Here is a 23,438-nt window from a genome sequence, read left to right on the forward strand (position 1 = left end):
GGGATAAACCAATGAGCAAAACCGTCAGCGCCCACGACCTGCACATCAGCCTTGATCCGTTAAGTGAGGAGGGGTTGTTCAAATGGTTGCTCGCCAGTTTCCTGATGGGCAAGCGCATTCAGGCCGGCATTGCCGCCGAGGCCTATCGAGTGATTGCCGAGCGGCATCAGCGCGATACGCTGCGCAAACTCGCCCACTGCACGCATCGACAATTGGTCGGCATGCTCGGTGAGGCGCATTACGTGCGTTACGACGAAACCACGGCCACGCGGCTGCTGGCCCTGGCGGCGCGGCTCAATGATGAGTACGCCGGCAAGGTCGGCAACATCGTCAAGGCCAGCGTCGATCGTGCCGAGTTCGAACAGCGCCTGATGGCGTTTGACGGGATTGGTCCGAAGACCGTGGAGATTTTCATGCGTGAAGCGGCGAGGGTGCTTTTTTGATGTTCATCGGTTGCGCAGGCTGGAGTCTGGGGCGTGAGTATTGGCCGCAGTTTCCGGCCGAGGGCACGCATCTTCAACGTTATGCCGCGCAGTTCAACTGTGTGGAAATCAACAGCTCGTTCTATCGCCCGCATCGGCGTCAGACCTATGCGCGCTGGGCGGACTCGGTGCCGCCGGGCTTTCGTTTTTCGGTGAAGATGCCAAAGCAGATCACTCATGAGTTGCGTCTGCAGAACTGTGATCAGGCGCTGGATGAGTTTCTCGGGCAGTGCGAGGGTCTGGCCGATCGGCTGGAGTGTTTGCTGGTGCAACTACCGCCGTCGCTGGTGTTTGAGCCGGCAAGTGCAGAGGCGTTTTTCGTAGCGTTGCGCCAACGCTTCGCCGGTGCCGTGGTGCTTGAGCCACGGCATGAGTCGTGGGTGGCGGCGGCGCCGATGCTGCAGGCGTATCGGATTGCCCAGGTCGTGGTCGATCCGTCGCGGATCAGCACCGATGGTTCGGCGCAGGGCTGGGCGGATGTGCGTTATTGGCGGCTGCACGGTTCGCCACGCATTTACCACAGCGCCTACGATGAGCGCTATCTGCAAGCGCTGGCAGAGCAAATGAAAGTCGCGGCAGCAGAGGGTGCCGCGGCCTGGTGCATCTTCGACAACACTGCCAGTGGTGCCGCGCTGGGTAACGCGTTGGCACTGGCAGCGTTGATGGCAGATTGAAGCAGGCGGACAACTACTCTTAGAAGGTTGTCGCGCCGACGAACATCAGCGGTTCAGGAAACCCAGCAGGTCTTCGTTGAGCGCCTCGGTGTGCGTCACCGCAAAACCGTGCGGTGCCCCGGCGTAGACTTTCAGCTCAGCGCCTTTGATCAGCGCGGCGGCTTGCTTGCCGGTGGTTTCGAACGGCACGATCTGATCGCCGTCACCGTGGATCACCAGGGTCGGCACGTCGATCTTCGCCATGTCCGGACGGAAGTCGGTTTCGGAGAACGCGGTGACGCAATCCACGGTGCCTTTCAGCGAGGCGAGCAGGGCGACGTTCAAGGTTTGCGTGAGCACGCCGTTGGAGACTTTCTGCCCCTGATTGGTACCGTAGAACGGCGCGGCGAAATCGGCGATGAACTGCGCGCGATCCTTGAGCAGGCCGGCCTTGATCCCGTCGAACACCGAGGTGTCGACGCCCTGCGGGTAGTCGGCCTTCTTGCCGAACAGCGGCGTCACCGCCCCGAGCAGCACCAGCCCGGCAACGCGCTCGCTGCCGTGGCGGGCGATGTAGCGGCTGACGTCGCCGCCGCCCATGGAGAAGCCGACCAGTGTGACGTCGCGCAGGTCGAGGTGGTTGATCAGTTGCGCGATGTCATCGGCGAAGGTGTCGTAGTCGTAGCCGGTCCATGGTTGATCGGAGCGGCCGAAACCACGGCGGTCGAAGGCAATCGTGCGGTAGCCGCGACTGCTCAGGTATTCCATCTGGTATTCCCACATGTCGGCATCCAGCGGCCAGCCATGGCTGAACAACACGGGTTTGCCGCTGCCCCAGTCCTTGAAATAGATCTGTGTGCCGTCATCGGTAGTGAATGTGCTCATGGAAACTCCTTGCTGTGGGCGATCGTTCGGGAAGGCCGGATGCCGCAATGGCCGCCCATCACTATCGGCGCAAATCGCGGCGGTCACTTGTACGCAAGTGCTCAATTGCCATGGCGGGCGGCGAGGTTCTTTTCCAGCGTCACAGTTGTAAGATGCAACCACACGCTGGTTTGATGGAGAAACACCCTGTGAAGCGCAAAAGCCTGCACGGCAATGCCTGCCCGGTCGCCCGTACGCTGGATCTGATCGGCGACTGGTGGTCGCTGCTGATCATCCGCGATGCGCTGGAGGGCATCCGCCGTTTCAGCGATTTTCAGAAGAATCTGGATATCGCCAAGAACATGCTCAGCGCCCGGCTCAAGGCCCTGGTCGAGCAGGGGATCTTGCAAACCGTGCCGGCCGCCGATGGCGGTGCCTATAAGGAATACGTGCTGACCGAACGCGGCAAGGCCTTGCAGACGGTGATCGTTGCGCTGTCGCAGTGGGGTGGCGAGCATTTGTATGCGCCGGGTGAGCCGGGTTCGGTGATGGTCGATGCGCAGCAGCGTCAGCCGATCAGCAAACTGGAATTGCGTTCAGCGGATGGCCGCCTGCTGGCACCGCAGGACGTGGCGACGAAGTTGGGCGTTGCGCACTGAACCAAGGATTACCCCCGGAAAACCGCAGCCGCGTCGATTGTTCAATCCCTGTTACAAACCCGACAAACGGTCGAAATGTTTGTTTGACGTCAAAATGATGGCCATCTAATATCGCGCCATTATTTTGATGTCACTTTCGTCTCGAGGGATCGAACATGTCCTCACCCGCCCTCGCGGCGAGGTTGTGCGTGGCTTTGCTGTGCCTTTCTCCGCTTCAAATGGCTTTCGCTGCACCGACCCCCGGCGAGACCGACCTGATCCGCGAGCGCCAGAATCGCCTGCTTGAAGAGCAGCAGCGGCGTCTGGAAGAACTCAAGGACTTGCCCGGCAAAGATGCCAAGCCTGCGCAACCGGCAGCGCCCACCGATACCCGCTGTTTCCCGATCAAGGACATCGAGCTCAAGGGCGCCGACAGTCTGTCCGACAGCGACAAAACCCGCTTGCTCAAGCCCTACATCGACCAGTGCCTCGGGGTGCCGCAACTCAACGAGTTGCTCAAGGTCATCACCGACCATTACATCGAGAAAGGCCTGGTCACCAGCCGCGCCTACCTGCCGCAGCAGGATCTGTCCGGCGGGCACCTGAAAGTGCTGGTGGTCGAAGGCAAACTCGAAGGCATGAAGGGCGCCGAGAACAGCAAGCTTTCGGAGCGTGAACTGGCGATGGCATTTCCCGGCAAGTCCGGCGAACTGGTCAACCTGCGCGAGATCGAGCAGATGGTCGATCAGCTCAATCGCCTGCCGTCCAATCAGGCCAAGATGGAGCTGGCGCCGGGCAAGAACGTCGGCGGCAGTGAAGTGCTGGTCACCAATAACCCGCAGAAGCCATGGCGTGCCGGACTGTCGCGCAGCAACGACGGCCAGCGCAGCACCGGCGAACAGCAGTGGGGCACCACTTTCGATTGGGACAGCCCGCTGGGCCTGGCCGATCAGTTGAGCCTGCGCGGCGGTCACGATGCAATGACCGATCACCAGCACACCTCCAGCAACGCCATGCTCAATTACAACCTGCCGTGGGGCTGGTGGAACTTCAGCTACACCTACAGCCAGAGCGACTACCGCTCGCAGATCGCCGCCAACGGCTACAACTTCAAGCAGACCGGCGACAGCGAAAACCATCAGATGCGCGCCGAACGGGTGATCCATCGCGACTCGGTGAGCAAGACCTCGCTCAGCGCCGGCCTGTCCTACCTGCGCACCAACAACTACATCGAAGACAGCAAGCTCAAGCTGAGCAGCAACCGCATCAGCGAAGCGCAGTTCGGTTTCAACCACGGTCGCCGCATCGGCAGCGCCTTCGTCAACTTCGACGCCGGCATGCAGGAAGGCATCGGCGCGTTCGACGCGCAGGGCAGCCACGATCCGGGCCCGGGCGAACCGGACGCACGCTACCGCAAATACACCGCGACCCTGAGCTACCTGCAACCGTTCAAGGTGTGGGGCGAATCCTTCACCTTCAGCAGCCTGATGACCGGCCAGCGCAGCGAGGACGTGCTGTTCAGTTCACAACGCACCAGCCTCGGCGGGCTGTCGTCGATCCGTGGCTACAAGGATCAGTCGCTGTCCGGCGACAGCGGCGGCTACTGGCGCAACGATCTGCGCTGGAGCCGTCCGATCAACGTCGAATGGCTGCGCCCGGTGTTCGCTGAATACGGCACCAGCCTCGGTTACGACCAGGGCGTGATTCGTGGCGATCGTTACAACGGTGAGCAGCATGGGCGCATGTCGAGTAACTCGCTGGAGCTGTTTGCCCGTGGTGAGCATGTGGCTGCCAGCGTGACCTTTGCTCACTCCCTCGAACGTCCGGATGTGCTGACCGAGCGCGAAGCGCCGATCTATTTCCGCCTCGACTTTTTCATCTGATAACCACTTTTCGAGATCATCGACATGGATGTTCGCCAATTCGCCTTCCTTGCAGGCCAGCCTTCTGCGGCCGTAAAAAACCGTGAGTCGTTCCTGGGCATGCCCAAGCGCGGGCTGGCGTTCCTGCTGGCGAACGTCATGTTCTGGCAGCCGATGTGGGCGCAGGCCGACGGCATAGTCGTGGCCAACCCCAACACCTCGTTGGATCGGGCCGGCAATGGCGTGCCGATCATCAACATAGCCACGCCCAACGGCAGCGGGCTGTCGCACAACCAGTTTCACGATTACAACGTCGGCGCGCAGGGCGTCATCCTCAATAACGGCTCGGCGCAGACCTCGAACACCCAGTTGGCCGGCCACATCATCGGCAACCCGAACCTGAAAAACAGTGGCTCGGCGCAAGTGATTCTCAACGAAGTCATCAGCGGCAATCCGAGCCAGTTGCGCGGTTACACCGAAGTGGCGGGGCAGTCGGCGCGGGTGATTGTCGCCAACCCGTATGGCATCACTTGCAACGGTTGCGGCTTCATCAATGCACCGCGCGTGACGCTGAGCACCGGCAAACCGGTGCTGGATAACGGCCGTCTGGATCGCTTCCAGGTCGACCAGGGCAGCGTCGCCATCGACGGCGCCGGTCTCAATGCGAGCAACGTCGACCGTTTCGAAATTATCACCCGCAGTGCGAAGATCAACGCGCAACTGCAGGCGCAGAACCTGACCATCGTTGCCGGTCGCAACGACGTCAACGCGCAGACCTTGAACGCCACGGCCCGCGCCGATGACGGCAGCGCCAAACCGCAACTGGCAATCGACTCCTCGGCACTCGGCGGGATGTATGCCGGGGCGATCAAACTGGTGGGCACCGAGGCCGGGGTCGGCGTGAAGCTCGACGGCAAACTGATTGCCAGCGGTGGCGATATTCAGCTTGATGCCAACGGTCAATTAAGCCTTGTCGATACCTCGGCGACCGGTGCGGTCAACGTCAAGGCTGCCAGTCTCGATGCGCGCGGGCCGGTGTATGCCGGCACGGCATTGAACGTCCAGACCTAGGGCGATCTGACCAACCGGCAAACCCTCGCGGCCCGCGACAGTATTGCCCTGAGTGCCGGCGGACAATTGACCAACGGCGGCGTCATCGAAGCGGGGGTCAATGCCGACGGCGGGCGCAACGCCAACGGTGATCTGAACCTGAATGCGCAGCGTCTCGACAACACAGGCAAGAGCCTCATCGCCAGCCGCAATCTCACCGTCAGCACCGCGCAAACCCTGAGCAACCAGGGCGGTACGCTCAGCGGACAAACCACGGCGATCACGGCGGGCACGCTGGACAACCGCAACAGAGGCCGCGTGCTCGGTAATGCGACGCTGAACGTCACCGTCAATCAGCTATTCAACACTCAAGGGGTGATCCATAGCTCGGGCAATCTGACCGGTAGTTTCGGTCAATTGGACAACAGCGACGGCGAGTTTTCCAGCAGCGGCGTCACCCGGCTCAACGCGGCAACGGTGAACAACCGCAGCGGTCAGATCCTCGGCGATCTGGGGCTGAATATCGACCTCAGCGGCGCGCTGGACAACCGTGATGGCGTGCTCGGCTCCGGCCAGTTGGTGAGTCTGCAGGCGGCCAGCCTGGATAACCGCGATGGCGGTGTGCTCGTCAGCGACGGTAGCCTGACCGTGCGTCTGCGCGGCGCACTCGACAACCGCAACAAAGGCGAGATCACCGCCAAGGGCGCCATCGATGCGCAAACCGGCAGCCTCGACAACCGCGACGGCAAAGTCATCGGCAAAACCACACTGGCACTGCGCAGCGATACGGCAGACAACCGCACAGGCGTGATCCAGGCTGATCAGCAACTGACGCTCAACGTCGATCGCCTGGACAACCGCGACAAAGGTCAGATCACCGGCAAGTCCGGTATCGCTTACGCCGGTACACGTCTGGACAACAGCGGCGGACTCATCAGTGCGGTCGGTCCGGTCAGCCTCAACGCGGGCGAAGTGCAAAACGCCGCAGGTCGGATCTCCAGCCAAGGTGGTCTGACTGCGGCCATCGGGTTGCTGCAACAGCAGGGTGGTGCGCTGGTCGCTCAGGGCAATCTGAGCCTGACCGGCAAGACGCTCGACAACCGCAATGGCGGTCTGGTCGGCACCACAAAAGCGCTGACCCTGACTGTCGACGACATCGACAACCGTAACGGCGAAATCTCCAGCAGTCTGCTGCTGAACATCAAGGGCCAGCGCCTGGACAACAGCGACGGCGGCAAGCTGCTGGCCGGCACCGATCTGGGCCTCGCCGTGGCGGAACTGATCAACCTGAATAAAGGCCTGATCAGCGCCAAGGGCGCAACCACGCTGACTGGCAGCAGCCTGGATAACAGCGGCGGTCGCTTCAACAGCCTCAACGGCCTGGTGATTACCCTCGACGATGCCCTGATCAACGAACAGGGCACTATCAGCAGCGAGGGCACGCTGACGGCCAATCTCGGCCGATTCGACAACAGTGCCGGTAGCCTGAGCACAGCCGGCGTCTTGTCGGTAACCAGCCGTGGCCTGGTACTCAATCGGGCGGGTTCGATCAACACCGACAGCTCCTTGACCCTGACCAGTGCCAGCCTCGATAACAGCCAGAAAGGTTTGATCAGCGCCAAAGGCGCCAGTCATGTCGATACCGGTGACTTCGATAACAGCCTGGGCGGCAAACTCACCAGTGAAGCGTCTCTGACGCTCAAGGCCGCTCAGGTCAACAACGCCACTGGCCGGATTGCTAGCCAGCAAGCGTTGAACGTATCGGTCACCGGGCTGGATCAGCAGGGTGGCGAACTGTTCAGCAAATCCGACCTGACCCTTGATTTGAACCATGGGCAATTGAACAACCAGAACGGTCTGATCAACGCGCCCGGCACCCTGCTGCTGAAAAACCTCAATGGCGTGAACAACCAGAGCGGCGAGATCTCCAGCCAGCAAGCATTCACCCTCGCCGCCAATGAGCTGGACAACAGCAACGGCAAGCTGATCAGCCAGCAAGGGCTGACGCTGCGTATTGCTCAAGCCCTGAATAACCTCAAAGGTGTTATTTCTGCGGCGGCACTCGACAGCCATTCCGTGAGCCTCGACAACCAGGATGGCTTGATCAGCAGTCGCGGCCAATTGCTGCTGACCACCGACAAGACCTTGAACAACCAGTCCGGCACACTCATCGCCGACGGTGAACTGACGCTGACCGCCGATACGCTGGTCAACCAGCAGGGCAGCATTGCCGGCAAGTCCGATGCGTCCATTAAGGTAAAAAGCCTCAACAACCAGGACGCTCAACTGATCGCCACCGGTGTGCTCAAACTGAGCGCCGAGACCCTCGACAATCGCCACGGTGGCTTGCTCGGTTCGACCAAGAGCATGACCCTGACGGTCGATGAACTGGACAACCGTGGCGGTGAAATCACCACCAACAGCGATCTGCTGCTGACCGGTAAAAAACTCGATAACAGCGATGGCGGCAAGGTTTTCACCAGCAAGGCATTGACGCTCACGGTCGATCAGTTGTTAAACCGCAACAAAGGCCTGATCGATACGGGCACGCTGCTGAAGCTGCAAGGTCGTACGCTGGACAACAGCGGCGGTGAATTGCTCAGCCAGCAGGACATGCTGCTGAACCTCAGCGGCGACTTCACCAACCACCTCGGTAACGTCAGCAGCGAAGGCGCGCTGACCGTCACTTCCGCGCAACTGAGCAACACTGGCGGCAGCCTGTCCAGCGCTGCAGATCTCACCCTCGACAGCACTGGCAAGGTCGATAACCAAGGCGGGCGGATCGTCACCGATAGCCTCCTCGCGCTGAAAAGTACTGGCCTGGATAACCGGCAGAAGGGCACCCTCAGTGGCAAAGGCGCGGTCACGGTCACGACCGGTGACTTCGATAACAGCAACGGTTCGCTGAGCAGCGCCGACACGCTCGACCTCGTCGCCGGCCAGGTCACCAACAGCGATGCCGGCAGCATCGGCAGCCAGGGCGCACTGACCGCATCGGTGACAGGCTTCGATCAACAGGGCGGCAAGCTGCTCAGCAACACGCGCCTTAGCCTGGACCTGAACCACGGCCAGTTGAACAACATCAACGGCGTGATCAGCGCGCCCGGTACTCTACTGCTCAAGCAACTCAACGGCGTCAACAACCAGGGCGGCACGATCTCCAGCACTGAAGCGTTCACCCTGACCGCGCAAAGCCTGGACAACAGCAACGGCAAACTCCTGAGCAATCAGGGCCTGACCCTGCGCATTGCCAACGCGCTGGACAACGTCAAGGGCCTGATCGGCGCGGCGTCGATTGATGCGCGGGCAGGCAGCCTGAACAACAGCGGTGGCAGCCTGGTCAGCCGTGGCGATCTTGAACTCACGGTCGATGGCCTGCTGCGCAACGATGCCAGCGGCCTGATCAGTGCCGCGCAGGCGCTGCACATCGGCAGTGCCGATCTGAACAACCAGAGCGGCACGCTACTGGGTGTCAGCGCGGTCACGCTCAATGCGATGGCGCTGAACAACCGTGACAGTGGTTTGATCAACAGCAAGGGCAACCTGACGCTGACCGCGACCGGTCTGGATTCCAGCAATGGCGGTGAAGTCTCCGCCGCGCGTGACATCGATCTGACCCTGACTTCGTTGACCCAGAACGGCGGCCGCCTGTTGGGCGACCAAGCCGTCACGCTGGATCTGGCCAACGGTGACCTCGATAACCAGAACGGCCTGCTCACCGCCAAAGGCCCGCTGACCCTCAAGCGCCTGCGCGATCTGAACAACCAGCGCGGTGAGATCTCCAGCAACTTGAGTTTCGACGTCATCGCCCGGGCCGTGAACAACAGCGCCGGCAAGTTGATCAGTGGCGAAAAACTGTTGCTGCGTGGCACCTCGATCACCAACCAGAAAGGCTTGCTGTCCGGCTGGCAAGGGTTGAGCGTCAGCGGCAGCAGCCTCGACAACCGCGACAGCGGCACACTCTCGAGCAAATTCGGTGATGTCGCGGTCGAGCTCCAGGACGCGTTGCTTAACAGTGGCGCCGGTGCGCTGGTCGCCGAGGGCAGCTTGACCGTCAAGGCCGGCAGCCTCGATAACAGCAACAAAGGTATTTTGAGCAGCGGAGCAGGGCAGGTCCTTACGCTGAACGGGGCGCTCAATAACAGTCAGGGCGGCTTGATCGCCAGCGACGGTGCGCTGGATCTGCTGAGCATGGCGCTGACCAACGTCGGCGGCGCGATCAATGCGCAGCAGGCGATCATCGCCACGGTTTCGCGACTGGACAACAGTGGCGGCCAGATCGCCAGCAACGACGCGATCACCCTCAACCTCAGCGGCGACCTCAACAACAACGGTGGCCGACTGGCTGGCGCGGGCCCCGTGCTGATCAAGGGCGTGACTGATCTGAGCAACCAGAACGGCCAACTCGCCAGCCAGAAGAATCTGGACCTGTCGACCGGCACGCTGGACAACAGCAACAAGGGCACCATCGCTGCCAATGATCTGCTGCAAATCACCGCCAGCGGCGCGGTACGCAACAATGCTGACGGCTTGATCTACAGTCAGAACGCGGCTCTGCAACTGAAGGCGGCGAGCCTGAACAATGGCAAAGGCGCGCTGCAAAGTGAAAACGGCCTGACCCTCGATGTCAGCGGCAATCTCGACAACCAGAGCGGCAAAGTCATCGCGCAAAACGGTGATGTGAGCGTCAACGCCGCCAACATCGATAACCGCGGCGGCATCCTGTCCAGCATCAAAGGCGCACTCGAAGCGCGGACGGTGGGTGTGCTGCGTAATGGCTACGACCTCAACAACAACCGCCAGGGCGGCATCATTCAGGCGCAGGGTCTGAAGCTGACGGCATTGGCGGGGCTGGACAACAACGGCGGACGCATCTCCGCGCAAGCGACAGACGCGAACATCGCCACCGCCGGATTCGATAACCGCAACGGTGTGCTTTATGCCAAAGGTCTGGTGAGCGTCAGCGGCACCAACCTGGACAACGGTGCCGGGCAGATTGCCGGTGAGCGCATCGACTTCGGCCTCAGCGGCGCGCTGAGCAACGTGGCGGGCGTCATTGAAAGCAACACGCAACTCGCCGTCAGGGCGGCCAGCGTCAACAACCAGAATGGTCGTCTGCGTTCGCTGGGCAACTGGGGCAAGACCGACTTCCAGATCGGCGGCCAACTCGACAACCGTAACGGCGTGCTGGAAACCGCCAACACCGACATGACCGTCAACGTCGGCAGCTTCCTCAATGACGGCGGGCAACTCAACCACGTCGGCCGCGGCAAGTTCGAAATTTCCACGGCCAATGTGATCGGTGCGGGTGGCAGCATCACCACCGGTGGGCTGCTGGAACTCAATGCTGATACCTGGAACAACTCCAGCGTGATTCAGGCCGGAACCTTGAACGTCAACGTCCGGCAGTTCAGCCAGAGCGCCAGCGGCAAGTTGCTGGCCTCGGATGTTTTGCAGGTGCGGGGCGGCAACTGGACCAACGACGGCTTGATCGCCAGTGATGGCCTTATCGATATGCAGTTGAGCGGCGGCTACAGCGGCAATGGCCGACTGTCGAGCCAGCGCGGGACTTACCTCTCTGCTGCACAGATGAACATCGGCGCGAACGGCAGCTTCGCCGCGGGTGCGACCTCGACCATCAGTGTGGGCGGGGCCCTCGTCAACGCCGGACGCATCACTTCCAGTGAAGACCTGACCGTCAATGCCGGTAGTGTGACCAACTACGGCACCCTCGGGGCGGCGCAGAACCTGAACATCAACACGCCTTCGTTGCTCAATGATCGCGGGCTGATTTTCAGCGGCAACGACATGACGCTCAGTGTGGGCAATCTGACCAACCAGAACGGTGATTTCTACGGGTTGGGGAATGTGACCATCAAGGGTTACGGGACCGCACAGGCCAGTCAGGTGTCGAACCTGTCGGGTTCGATGGAGAGCGGCAAGACCTTCAAGATTGACGCAGCCAACTTCGCCAACCGCACCTCGGGAGACGACGGTACGCAGAGCTTCGCCCTGAATCGTAAGCTGGTTTCCGGCTTCATCGGCGTTCAGTGCGGCGATTGTTCAGGGGGCACCTACGACGTCAATCTGATTGCTCACGAAGTCTTCGAAGGTGGGCAGGACAATGACACCACGGCATCGTCATTGCTGACAGCCGGTGGCGATTTCATCTTCAACGGCGGTGAATTCCTCAACAGCAAAAGTACGCTCAGCGCTTCTGGCAACATCACCATCAACGCCAACAATATGCGGAACGTCGGTGCGGTGAGTGGCAGCATCGAACGCACCCGAATCTTCCGTACCGGCGCGATCGACTCAGGCTCGTTCAATGTCTTCATGCCTGAGGTGGTGGCGTACAACCAGCGCAATAACCCTGATTTTCCGAACGTCTATTACATCGACGGAACCGGGAACTTTGCCCAGGGTGTCGTGACATCGGGATCGGGTCGAGAACCTGGTCACGACGGTGGTCTGACCCGGGTGGTCGTGATCAAGGACTCGGTGACAAACAAGTCGGTGGGCGACCTCACCCTGTCCGGTTATGCCTGGGGTAACACCAGTCCGCAATCGCAATATGATCCGAACAACCTGGTCGACATGCCGACCAGACTGCAGGGCTTCACACTGACCTCTGACAAAGAAGTCGCCACTGACGGCACCAGTCCAGTCGCGGGTCGCAACGCGGTCATTCAGGCCGGCGGCAATGTCTCGATCACCGCTACCAAGGAACTGCAGAACAGCGTGATCCACGAGGATTACGGCTCTACCGGCGGTACCAATAAAGTTGGCAACACCAACGTCGGCAACACCGGCACCACCGTTATCCGGATCAACAGCCAACTGCCGCCGGACCTCGCCCAGCAGCAGATCAACCCGCTGTCTCTGCCAGGCTTCTCCCTGCCAACCGGGGAAAACGGCTTGTTCCGCCTGAGCGGGCAGGGCGCCACGGATACCGCGCCAGTCGCCGCGACCGGCCCGGCGCCGACCTGGACCGTGGGCGGGCAAACCGTTGCCACAGAAGAGCACGTCGTGGCTGCAAGCACTGGCGGCCCGCGTAATCTTTTTATTGACGCGCCGCCCGCAGTCTCCGACAGCACACGCGCAGTGGATACGTTCCACCGCACCCCGAGCGTCGTTCAGGCCGTGGCCAGCACGGTCGACGTCAACGTGCCGGTGAAACCCGCCGGCCCGGGCATGAAAGACCGCGGCAACGACGCCAGGGAGTCGATCGACACCCGTCCGGTGACCCGCGTCACCGGTCTGCCGGACACCAAGGCGCCGTCCAACGCGCACAAATACCTGATCGAAACCAACCCAGTGCTGACCGACCTCAAGTCGTTCATGAGCTCCGACTACCTGCTGGAAAAACTCGGCTACGACCCCGACCAGAGCGCCAAGCGCCTCGGCGACGGCCTCTACGAACAGCGCCTGATCCAGCAAGCCGTCACCGCCCGCACCGGCCAGGCGTTCATCGACGGCCAGACCTCCAACGAGGGCATGTTCAAGTACCTGATGAACAACGCCATCGCCAGCAAGGACGCCCTCAACCTGTCGGTAGGCGTCGGCCTCACCTCGCAGCAAGTGGCCGCGCTGACCCACGACATCGTCTGGCTCGAAGAGCACGAAGTGAACGGTGAGAAAGTGCTGGTGCCGGTGGTTTATCTGGCGCAGGCCAATGGTCGCCTCGGCCCGACCGGTGCGCTGATTGCCGGTAATGATGTGACATTAATTGCCGGTGAGAACCTGGACAACGTCGGGACATTGAAGGCGACGAATAATCTATCGGCGACGGCGGGCAAGGATCTGGTCAACAGTGGCGTGATTGAGGCGGGCAACCGACTGGATCTGTTGGCGACCAACAATATCGTCAACAAGTCCGGCGGGATCATCACCGGGCGCGATGTGAACCTGACCACTCGCACCGGGGATGTGATCAACGAACGCACCATCACCTCGTCCGACAACAGCACCCGCTTCGGCACCCAGCATCATGACTACGCCAACAACGCTGCACGGATCGAAGCGGCCAATGATCTGACCGTCAAAGCGGCCAACGACATCAACATCACCGGTGGCGTGATGAAAAGCGGCCAGGACATGGTCCTGAACGCCGGGCGCGACATTAACGTGTCGTCGGTGCAAGTCACCAACAGCGTGTTCCATGACGATCGGCACAACAGCAGCGACATCACCCAACTGGGCGCTGAAATCGATGCTGGGCGTGACTTCAAGGCTGATGCGAGTCGTGATCTCACAGTCATCGCCAGTCAGATCGACGCCAAGCGTGACCTTGCGATGTCAGCCACGGAAAACCTTACTGTTAGTTCGGCAACTGATGAAGAACATTCTTTATCCAAGAATAAGAAAGTTACCCGTCAGGAAGATCACGTCAGCCAGGTCATGTCCGGTATTACCGCCGGCGGTGATGTGGCGTTGGCTGCGGGCCAGAATCTTGCGGTGATCTCCAGCCGCATCACCTCAGGGGATGAGGCTTATCTGGTGGCCGGGGACCGTATCGATATCCTTGCCGCGCAGGACACGGATTACTCGTTGTATGACATGAAGAAAAAGGGCAGCTTCGGCAGCAAAAAAACCAAGCGCGACGAAGTCACCAGCGTCACTCATGTCGGCACTGAAATCACCACAGGTGGAGACCTGATTCTGGTCAGTGGTGGTGATCAGCGCTATCAGGTGGCGAAGCTTGATAGCGGTAACAACCTGATGGTGCAAAGCGGTGGTTCCGTGACCTTTGAAGGGGTAAAGGACCTCAAGCAGGAAAGTCACGAAAAAAGCAGTAGCAGCCTGTCCTGGAACTCCATGAAGGGTAAGGGGCACACCGACGAAACCTTGCGACAAAGTGAATTGACCGCGGAAGGGAATCTGGTGATCAGAGCGGTCGATGGACTGAAGATTGATATCAGGCAAATCGACCAGAAAACGGTGAGCCAGACCATTGAGACAATGGTGCAGGCTAATCCGCAGTTAGCTTGGTTGAAGGACGCCGAGCAACGCGGAGATGTGGATTGGCGCAAGGTGCAGGAGGCTCATGAGAGCTTCAAGTACAGCCACTCTGGACTTGGTCAGGGTGCGATGTTGGCGATCATCATCATCGTGACCGCATTGACTGCGGGTGCAGCAAGTGCCGCTGTAGGTACGGCGGCTGGAGCGACGGCAGGGTCGGGAACCGCCATGGCGGCTGCAGGAACTTCGCTTGCAGGCACGGCGACTGCCGCCGGTTGGGCGAATATTGCTGCAACTGCTGTGTTGACGTCTGCTGCCAGTGGCGCAGTGATCAGTACGATCAATAATGGAGGGAATCTGGGAGCAGTTATCAAGGACGTCACTTCAACCGACAGTCTGAAAAATTATGTAGCGGCTGGGGTTAGTGGTGGTATTGCGGGTCAGGCTATTGGTGTTCGATTGGCGGTTAATTCGGCACTGAAAACTGTTGTCAACGGTGGGAAGTTCAAAGACAACTTGAGTCAGGCGGTAATCGGCCTGGCAGCAGATGCCTTGAGCGGTGCCATTTACGAAAAAGTCGGTGATAGCCTTCTTGGCAGTGGTTTACCAACCAAAGTCGCCGTGCATGCGATTGTCGGTGGATTGATCGGTGAAGCTGCCGGTGGAGACTTTGCAACTTCCGCATTGGCTGCCGGCGCGAACAAGGCACTCATTGACTTGGCCGGGGAGAAAATATTCCCGGGTGCTGCGCACGATCAAGTATTGGCCATGACCTCTCAACTGCTGGGCATGACGGTAGCTGCCGCAGCGGGAGGAAGCGATAAAGATCAACAAGTTGCAGGATGGGTGGCACAGCAGGCTACAGCTAATAACTACTTGACCCATGCGCAGAAAGAGGCCATTTCCAAGCAATTGGTAGAGGCGTGCGGGAAGGATGTGCAATGTCAGGAAAATGAGCTGAGCAAGTGGAAGCCTATAGCCGATAGCCAGAATGGTTTCAATGAGGCTGAGCAGGCTCAATTTGACCAGGCCAGCAAGACCCTGGGAGAGAAATTGCTGCTGAATTGTCAGTCGGAGTTCTGTAAGGCTTTCACTTTAGTCAGCGTAAAAATGGCGAACCTGAGCTGTGGCACTATCTCGTGTTTGCGAGAAACCGCCGGAGAAACTCAAAAGTCGCAATACCTGCTTCAAGGGCAATGGGGTAAACTTTTTCTTGATGCGTTAGGAGATGGTGGTGCCATCGCGGGTGCGATTCTCCCAGTCCTTACGGCCTCCAAGGCAGTGGGGGGGGCAGAAGCAATTATTGATGGCGCAGGTGGTGTAAAAGTAACTGGCGGCACTGTCGGAAAGGTAGATGATCTAGCTACTAGTGGCTTAAGTTCAGGGTCAAACCTTCCAAGTGGAACAGGCCTTGGTGGTTTCAAGGTCGGCTTAAGTGCAGACGACATCACTGCTATAAATTCACAGTTTGGCGGTTCGGTTTCATTTAGAGAAGTTGATACGGCTATTGCAAATGCTGCCAATTATGATGGTTTTTATAATAAGGTTGGCTCAATGATCAGGGATATTGCTGGCGGGCATCTGTTTGATAATGGGAACAAGCGGACTGCCGTCGAGGTGGTTGAGCAGTTGATTATAAGAAACGGCGTGGATGGCCCGCCAACACAAATTATTTGGAATGTGGTGGACAAAGTTGCGACAGGGAAGCTGACTAACGTCCAAGATATTTCAAAAGCATTAAGAGGGCTAGATTAATGTCTATCTATGAGCTTTCTGAAAAGTATGCAGCCCGTTTCGGTTCGCCAAGTATGAATAGCGTCGGGCTAGAGGAATTTATTCAAGTACTAGAGTTGGTGGCGATTAAAAATAAGGGTTTTTTCATCTTTAAGGTGGATGGTGAAAGAGAGTGTAATATTTATACTTTTGTTTTAAATATGTCGACAAGTAACAGTGTTGTAATAAGGAAGGATACAGATAGCGTGCGGGAAGGTATGGAGTATTTTTTCTCTGAGCTTGAGCGGCTCGGCATATATCCATAACTTGATGTTTAGATATTTTGCCTGGCCTCGATTGCATAACTCATATTGATGTTTGCTGTAAAAGTGATTTGAATTGCACCGGCCTCGCGCCGGTGTTGTTCTATCTACTTAGGGCAATAAAGGTAATGCAATAAAGGTAAATGGAGACAGTCCACGTTTAGAAAGCACTCCGAAAATGTGGTCTGTCCCCGTTAACCCTCAAAAATTCAATTGAATGTATTGACAGTGGGAAATTGAATATGCGAGTCGATAGTGTTTTTAGTCAGGCTAGAGCTATGGTTGCAGGGAACTATAGCTACGCGATTGATGAGCTTGGTTTTCGTCCGGAACAAGCATTTGCGTATACTCAAGATGAATTGGAGCGTCTTATGCGAAAGGATGCTCCTGGCGCTAACGCTGTTCTTCAGACTGCTATTTATATGGAAGGCATTCGTCGTGGGCTAAGGCTGTCAAGGGAAAGTCAATACGCGATTGATATGTTGGAGGTTTTGGCAGATACGTACGAAAAGTGCAGCGTTGAGAGTCTTATGGAAGTCGGCGTTGATGATAAAGAATTAGAGATTATCCAGTCTGATATGGACACTGTTAGAAAAGTGTTTTTGTGATTGAAGTATTAGGGCGGGTTTCAATTGCTTCTAGAGTAAATGGGGACAGACCACGTTTAGAAAGCACTCGGAAAATGTGGTCTGTCCCTGTTAACCGTGCAGGGCGATAGAACCTACAGGTTTTACCCAGAGTCAACATCGACGAAAGAGCCTTCCGCGTCATTGGATATAGCAGGAATCAAAAAAACGATTGTCAAAATCCGATTCAAGGGTAAGTAAATGGGCCTGTCAAAGACCGATTTTAATGAGGCGAGTCGGATAGCGAAAATACTATCGAATCGTCTTGAACTGAAAAAAGATCTGCCCGCGATGGTTTTTCGCGGTGCCGGGCATGAGTATTATTTTTTTGAAAGGCCGCTGCTAAGCTCCATTGACGTCTTGCACAAATTGGTCCGCTTGAGCTATGAAACTTTTTCAACGAAAGTTTTTGTCCTGTTTGGCGAGCCGCAAAACGGCGCCTACTATGTATTAGATGGTCAGGGCCTTGAGGAAGATATTGAAAATTTAAGTGCTGGATTTCTAGATTTTTTCAACGGAACCGTCGATTACCCAATGGTTATCGGTAATCTGGATTGTGATTGGTTGGCATTTGAAAGTGCGTGCGAAGAATATGGCGTATTGGCTTTAAATTCAGGTGGCAGTCGTCTGGAGTTCTCTGAGTTCCTTCGCGAAAGCTTGATAAGTTCCGAAGAGTTTCGAAACCTGAAAGGTAATTATGAGATTCTGGATAAAATCATCGATGCCTTTCATGAATATTTCTTGAGGTAAATGGGGACAGACCACGTTTAAAACCCACTCCGAAAATGTGGTCTGTCTCCGTGTTCTGCCCGTTTTCTGTAAATAGGATACGTATGTATCTCGATGATCAAGTAGAACAAATTGAAACCAAAGAGGATTTCGCGAATTTCCTCCATGCGTTTCGTGAAACTCTGTTGCGACAACCGGATGAGTGGGAAAATTCGACACTTGAAAGGTTTTTAGACGCGATGGAGGCTTGGGTCAATTCAATGGAAGGTTATGCTTTTAACTCTGGCGACGTTGACGTTCTGCGACCAAGCTGGAAAACCTTTGCCAAGATCCTATCAGCGGCTAGCGTTTATGAGTGAAGCCAAGAGCGCGACAATGCTTTCGTTCAGATAGCACTGGTCGACGTGTCGCGAGGAACCGTGGGGAAAAATAAAAACGCCCGAAGAGATTCGGGCGTTTTCATGATTGAAATTAGAAGAAATGTCACCGAAACGCCGGCACCACATCCCTGATAAACAACTCCAGCGACTTCTTCTTCTCCGCATGCGGCAAGCTGTTGTCACACCAGAAACTGAACTCATCCACCCCCAGTTCCTGGTAGTACTTGATGCGGGGAATAATCTCTTCCGGCGTACCAATCATCGCCGTCTTGTGCAGGCTCTCCAGTTCAAACTCCGGACGCCCGGCAAACTTCTCTTCAGGGCTTGGAGCGAGGAAGCCGTTGACCGGTACTTCCTTGTTGCCAAACCACGCATCGAAGGTGCGGTAAAAACGCGAGATGGCTTTTGCACCGACTTTCCAGCCGTCCGGATCGTCCGCCGAGTGCACGTGGGTGTGACGCAGCACCATCAGTTGCGGACGCGGCACATCCGGGTTGTTATCCAGCGCAGTCTGGAACTTGTTCTTCAGGTCGACGACTTCTTCGTCGCCTTTCATCAGCGGCGTGACCATCACGTTGCAGCCGTTAGCCACGGCGAAGTTGTGCGAATCCGGGTCGCGGGCGGCGATCCACATCGGTGGATTCGGCTTCTGGATCGGCTTCGGCACGCTGGTCGAGGTGGGGAATTTCCAGATGTCGCCGTCGTGGGCGTAATCGCCTTGCCACAGGGCGCGGACCACCGGAACCATCTCGCGCAGGGCCTGGCCGCCGCTGGAGGCGGGCATGCCGCCGGCCATGCGATCGAATTCGACCTGATAGGCGCCGCGTGCCAGGCCGACTTCCATACGGCCGTTGCTGATGACGTCGAGCAGCGCGCATTCACCAGCGACCCGCAGCGGGTGCCAGAACGGCGCGATGATGGTGCCGGCGCCGAGGTGAATGGTGGTGGTTTTGGCCGCGAGGTAGGCGAGCAATGGCATCGGGCTTGGCGAGATGGTGTATTCCATGGCGTGGTGTTCGCCGATCCACACGGTGCTGAAACCGCCGGCCTCGGCCATCAGGGTCAGTTCGGTCAGGTCTTCGAACAGTTGGCGGTGGCTGACGCTTTCGTCCCAGCGTTCCATGTGGATGAACAGGGAAAATTTCATGACGCTTCCTCGGATCTTTTATTGTTGAGGCTACAAAACTGTGTGGGAGCGGGCTTGCTCCCGAAAGCGGTGGATCAATCGACATCTCTGGTGGCTGACACATCGCCTTCGGGAGCAAGCCCCCTCCCACAGTGGATTTTTGTGGGGCTGAAATTTTGCTCAGGCCAGAACGGGCAGGGCGCCCATCTTGCCGTGGCAGTACACCAGCGGTCCGCTGTGCTGCTCGGGCACGATCAGGTTCTTCACCGCGCCGACCATGATCGCGTGGTCACCACCTTCGTATTCGCGCCACAACTCACACTCGATGATAGCCGTCGCATTGGCCAGGATCGGGTTGCCCAGCGCGCTCAACGTCCACTCGATGCCTTGTGCCTTGTCCTTGCCTTTACGGGCGAAGGCGTAGGCTTCGCTTTGCTGGCCGCCGGACAGGACGTGGATCGCGAAACGCTTGTTCTTGATCAGCACAGGGTAGGAGTCGGAGCTGTAGTTGGGGCAGAACAGCACCAGGGCCGGGTCCATCGACAGTGAACTGAAGGCGCTGGCGGTGAGGCCGACGATCTGGCCGTCATCGTCCAGCGTGGTGATGACGGTGACGCCGGACGGAAACGAGCCCATGACTTGTTTGTAGATGGCAGCATCGATCATTGGACGGTCCTCGGGTGTTGTGACGCGATTTTTATGTATTTGTTGGTCTGATGGTATACCAGTATTTTTTCTTTGCAAGGGCTTTTAGGCTGAACCGATAAACGTGGTGCTTTCGTCGGAAACTCAGCGTTTATTGGGCTTGTGGCTGGCCTGCAGGCGGCAGAATCAGTGAGGATGGCGGATCAGCTAGTGCCGTAAACTACGGATCAGCCTTGTGAAATGTTTGGAATACCATAATATGGTCTGCATCTGAGGGGCGACCCAGAGTCCCCCCGGTTTGGCTTCATACAAAGATAAGAACAGACAAACTCGAGTTCATGCATATGTCCCAGATGTCCCGGCAAGATCCGTTGATCGAGAATCACACGGTCGACTACGTCCCACTCGCGGAACGCCACGGGAAGGCCCGCGACCTTTTCACCTTGTGGTTCAGCACCAACATCGCGCCACTGCCCATCGTCACCGGCGCCATGGTGGTTCAGGTGTTTCATCTCGATTTGCTCTGGGGGTTGCTGGCGATTGCGCTGGGGCACCTGATCGGCGGGGTGGTAATCGCTCTGGCGTCGGCGCAAGGCCCGCGCATGGGCATTCCGCAAATGGTTCAGAGTCGCGGTCAGTTCGGCCGATACGGCGCGCTGTTGATCGTGTTCTTTGCGGCGCTGATCTACATCGGCTTCTTCATTTCCAACATCGTCCTCGCCGGTAAGTCGATTGTCGGCATTGCGCCGTCGGTACCGGCGCCGCTGAGCATTCTGATCGGCGCGCTGGCGGCCACGGCGATTGGCGTGATCGGCTACAACTTCATCCATACGCTCAATCGCATCGGTACCTGGGTGATGGGCAGCGCGCTGCTCGCCGGTTTCATCTACATCTTTGCCCATGACTTGCCGGGGGACTTCCTGACGCGCGGTAGCTTCAACCTGTCGGGCTGGCTGGCGACGGTGTCGCTGGGGATCATCTGGCAGATCAGCTTCTCGCCGTACGTGTCCGACTATTCGCGTTACCTGCCGGCGGACATCGGTATCGCCAAACCGTTCTGGGCCACGTATCTGGGCGCAACACTGGGCACGATTCTGTCGTTCAGTTTCGGCGCGGTGGCGGTGCTGGCAACGCCCGAAGGCACCGAAGCGATGGCGGCGGTCAAGCAGTCCACCGGGTGGCTGGGGCCGATTCTGATGGTGCTGTTCTTGCTCAACATCATCAGCCATAACGCGCTGAATCTGTATGGCGCGGTGCTGTCGATCATCACCTCGATCCAGACCTTTGCCAGCCAGTGGACGCCAAGCATCAAGGTGCGCGTGCTGCTGTCGAGCGTGGTGCTGGCGGGCTGCTGCGTGGTGGCGCTCGGTGCCTCGGCAGATTTCATTTCGCAGTTCATCGGGCTGATTCTGGCGTTGCTGCTGGTACTGGTGCCGTGGGCGTCGATAAACCTGATCGACTTCTACCTGATCAAGCGCGGCTCATACGACATCGCGTCGATCTTCCGTGCTGACGGCGGGATTTACGGGCGCTTCAACCTGCACGCGATCATTGCCTACTTCATCGGCATCATCGTCCAGTTGCCGTTCGCCAATACCTCGCTGTACGTCGGGCCGTACGCCAACCTGGTGGACGGGGCTGACCTGTCGTGGCTGTTCGGCCTGGTGGTGACGGTGCCGTTGTATTACTGCCTCGCCACACGTGAGCAGGCGCAGAAGCATTGTGGCGAGGGGGGTTATCCCCGCTCGGCTGCGAAGCAGTCGTGAAATCAGCGAGTGCGGTTGCCCTTTAGATAGAAAGGGGGCCGCTTCGCAACCCATCGGGGATAAATCCCCTCACCACAAGTGACTTTCGCCCAGCCTCCGTATTGCGGCGGTCATGCAAATTGGCCATTTCAATCCCCTTTTGGCCCATCACCCACTGTGCCGTGACCCCGCGGTCGGCAAGAATCAACGCTACAACGAAACGCTGGACCTTCCTTGCCCTTGGCTACCTTTACAGCCGCTGCCGTGGACAGAACATAAAAATCATCGATCTCACGTCGCAATCCGGGGAAACAACCATGGTCACGATCAAACGCATTCTGGGTGCCACCGTGTGTGGGCTGACGCTGCTGGCCAGCGCGGTGCATGCCGAACAGCGCGAACTGCGGGTGTACAACTGGGCGGATTACATCCTGCCGTCGGTGCCCAAGGATTTCGCCGCGAAGACCGGCATCAAAGTGACCTGGGACACCTTCGACACCAACGAATCGCTGGAAGCCAAGTTGCTTACCGGTAACTCCGGCTACGATCTGGTGGTGCCGTCGAATCAGTTCATCGACACCCAGATCAAGGCCGGCGTGTTCCAGAAACTCGACAAGTCGAAACTGCCGAACTGGAGCCACCAGGATCCGGCGCTGCTCAAGCTGCTGGATGCCAACGACCCCGGTAACCAGTATGGCGTGCCTTACATGTACGGCACCGTGCTGATCGGCTTCAACCCGGCCAAGGTCAAGGCTGCACTGGGCGACAATGCGCCGGTGGACAGTTGGGACCTGGTGTTCAAGCCCGAGAATATGGAGAAACTCAAATCCTGCGGCGTGGCGATGCTCGATTCGCCGTCGGAGATTCTGCCGCTGGCCCTGCATTACCTGGGCCTCGACCCGAACAGCCAGAACCCCGCCGACTATGAAAAAGCCAAGGACCTGATGCTGAAAATTCGCCCTTACGTGACCTACTTCAACTCGGCCAAGTACATGACCGACATCGCCAACGGCGACATCTGCGTGGCCATCGGTTACTCCGGCAGCTTCTACCAGTTCGGCAACCGCGCCAAAGAAGCAGGCAACGGTGTGGTGGTCGACTGGCGTCTGCCGAAGGAGGGCGCGCCAATCTGGTTCGACACCTTCGCGATTCCGAAGAGCGCGAAGAATGTCGAAGAGGCGCATGAATTCCTCAACACGCTGCTCGAGCCGAAAGTGATTGCGCCGATCAGTGACTTCCTTGGCTACCCGAACGTGAACAAGGATTCGATGCCGCTGGTGAACAAGGACATCACCGGCAACCCGAACCTGACGCCGACTAGCGAAGCGTTGAAAACCCTGTACGTGGTGCAGCCGTTGCCGCAGAAACTGGAGCGTGTACGGACCCGGGTGTGGACCAGCATCAAATCCGACAAGTAACGCCGCAGTCCCCTGCAGGAGTGAGCCTGCTCGCGATGCGTTGTGTCAGCCAGCATCGATGCAGGATGTGCCGGCCCCTTCGTGAGCAAGCCCACTCCCACCCTGAATCTCGGCCATCCCCGGATCCTCCATCCACCCAATATCCCTTGTAGGAGTGAGCCTGCTCGCGATGCGTTGTGTCAGCCAACATCGATGCAGGATGTGCCGGCCCCTTCGTGAGCAA

The 23,438-nt window shown here is 58.2% G+C and carries 13 protein-coding genes and 1 pseudogene; 11 read left to right on the top strand and 3 right to left on the bottom strand.

The annotated features are described in order from the left end of the window. The first annotated feature begins 11 nt into the window (after positions 1-11). Positions 12-443 carry a DNA methylase gene (locus PseAD21_RS21405; protein WP_096797193.1) on the top strand — a complete coding sequence of 144 codons (432 nt, stop codon included), beginning with the start codon at positions 12-14 and terminating at the stop codon, positions 441-443. Beyond that, the gene (locus PseAD21_RS21410) at positions 443-1,156 is read left to right on the top strand and encodes a DUF72 domain-containing protein (protein WP_096797194.1); all 714 of its coding nucleotides are present in this window, start codon (positions 443-445) and stop codon (positions 1,154-1,156) included. The genes PseAD21_RS21405 and PseAD21_RS21410 overlap by 1 nt, the downstream gene beginning before the upstream one ends. 45 nt (positions 1,157-1,201) lie before the next feature. Here the strand turns inward: PseAD21_RS21410 and PseAD21_RS21415 are convergent, their stop codons facing one another. Beyond that, the gene (locus PseAD21_RS21415; protein ID WP_102357661.1) at positions 1,202-2,020 is read right to left on the bottom strand and encodes an alpha/beta fold hydrolase; all 819 of its coding nucleotides are present in this window, start codon (positions 2,018-2,020) and stop codon (positions 1,202-1,204) included. A 188-nt stretch (positions 2,021-2,208) separates the two neighbouring features. Here PseAD21_RS21415 and PseAD21_RS21420 point away from each other — a divergent pair, with 188 nt between their 5' ends. From PseAD21_RS21420 to PseAD21_RS21455, 7 genes and pseudogenes are all read left to right on the top strand, one after another. Further along, positions 2,209-2,658 carry a helix-turn-helix domain-containing protein gene (locus tag PseAD21_RS21420; RefSeq protein ID WP_007960459.1) on the top strand — a complete coding sequence of 150 codons (450 nt, stop codon included), beginning with the start codon at positions 2,209-2,211 and terminating at the stop codon, positions 2,656-2,658. 155 nt (positions 2,659-2,813) lie between these two features. Next, positions 2,814-4,520, top strand: a complete 1,707-nt coding sequence (locus PseAD21_RS21425) for a ShlB/FhaC/HecB family hemolysin secretion/activation protein (RefSeq protein WP_102357662.1) — start codon at positions 2,814-2,816, stop codon at positions 4,518-4,520. Between the two features lie 24 nt (positions 4,521-4,544). Next, a pseudogene (locus tag PseAD21_RS21435) lies at positions 4,545-16,265 on the top strand (filamentous hemagglutinin N-terminal domain-containing protein). Further along, on the top strand, positions 16,265-16,549 hold the full coding sequence (locus tag PseAD21_RS21440; RefSeq protein WP_102357667.1) for a hypothetical protein: 285 nt from the start codon (positions 16,265-16,267) through the stop codon (positions 16,547-16,549). The pseudogene PseAD21_RS21435 and the gene PseAD21_RS21440 overlap by 1 nt, the downstream one beginning before the upstream one ends. Before the next feature lie 239 nt (positions 16,550-16,788). Then, positions 16,789-17,154: a hypothetical protein gene (locus PseAD21_RS21445; RefSeq protein ID WP_146011305.1), complete on the top strand. Its 366-nt coding sequence runs from the start codon at positions 16,789-16,791 to the stop codon at positions 17,152-17,154. Between the two features lie 219 nt (positions 17,155-17,373). Then, the gene (locus tag PseAD21_RS21450) at positions 17,374-17,922 is read left to right on the top strand and encodes a hypothetical protein (RefSeq protein WP_102357670.1); all 549 of its coding nucleotides are present in this window, start codon (positions 17,374-17,376) and stop codon (positions 17,920-17,922) included. A gap of 83 nt (positions 17,923-18,005) precedes the next feature. Continuing rightward, a complete protein-coding gene (locus PseAD21_RS21455) occupies positions 18,006-18,260 on the top strand; it encodes a hypothetical protein (RefSeq protein ID WP_102357672.1) in 255 nt (84 codons plus the stop codon). A 124-nt stretch (positions 18,261-18,384) separates the two neighbouring features. Here the strand turns inward: PseAD21_RS21455 and PseAD21_RS21460 are convergent, their stop codons facing one another. Together PseAD21_RS21460 and PseAD21_RS21465 are read right to left on the bottom strand one after the other, a co-directional pair. After that, complete coding sequence (locus PseAD21_RS21460; protein WP_003225757.1) at positions 18,385-19,428, bottom strand: LLM class flavin-dependent oxidoreductase; 1,044 nt, start codon at positions 19,426-19,428, stop codon at positions 18,385-18,387. A 159-nt stretch (positions 19,429-19,587) separates the two neighbouring features. Continuing rightward, positions 19,588-20,073 carry a flavin reductase family protein gene (locus PseAD21_RS21465; RefSeq protein WP_102357674.1) on the bottom strand — a complete coding sequence of 162 codons (486 nt, stop codon included), beginning with the start codon at positions 20,071-20,073 and terminating at the stop codon, positions 19,588-19,590. Positions 20,074-20,396: 323 nt separating this feature from the next. Here PseAD21_RS21465 and PseAD21_RS21470 point away from each other — a divergent pair, with 323 nt between their 5' ends. Together PseAD21_RS21470 and PseAD21_RS21475 are read left to right on the top strand one after the other, a co-directional pair. Further along, positions 20,397-21,818: a cytosine permease gene (locus PseAD21_RS21470; protein WP_102357675.1), complete on the top strand. Its 1,422-nt coding sequence runs from the start codon at positions 20,397-20,399 to the stop codon at positions 21,816-21,818. Positions 21,819-22,114: 296 nt separating this feature from the next. Then, positions 22,115-23,215, top strand: a complete 1,101-nt coding sequence (locus tag PseAD21_RS21475) for a polyamine ABC transporter substrate-binding protein (RefSeq protein ID WP_102357677.1) — start codon at positions 22,115-22,117, stop codon at positions 23,213-23,215. Positions 23,216-23,438 lie beyond the last annotated feature (223 nt).

The organism is Pseudomonas sp. AD21 (assembly GCF_002878485.1).
Taxonomy (GTDB): domain Bacteria; phylum Pseudomonadota; class Gammaproteobacteria; order Pseudomonadales; family Pseudomonadaceae; genus Aquipseudomonas.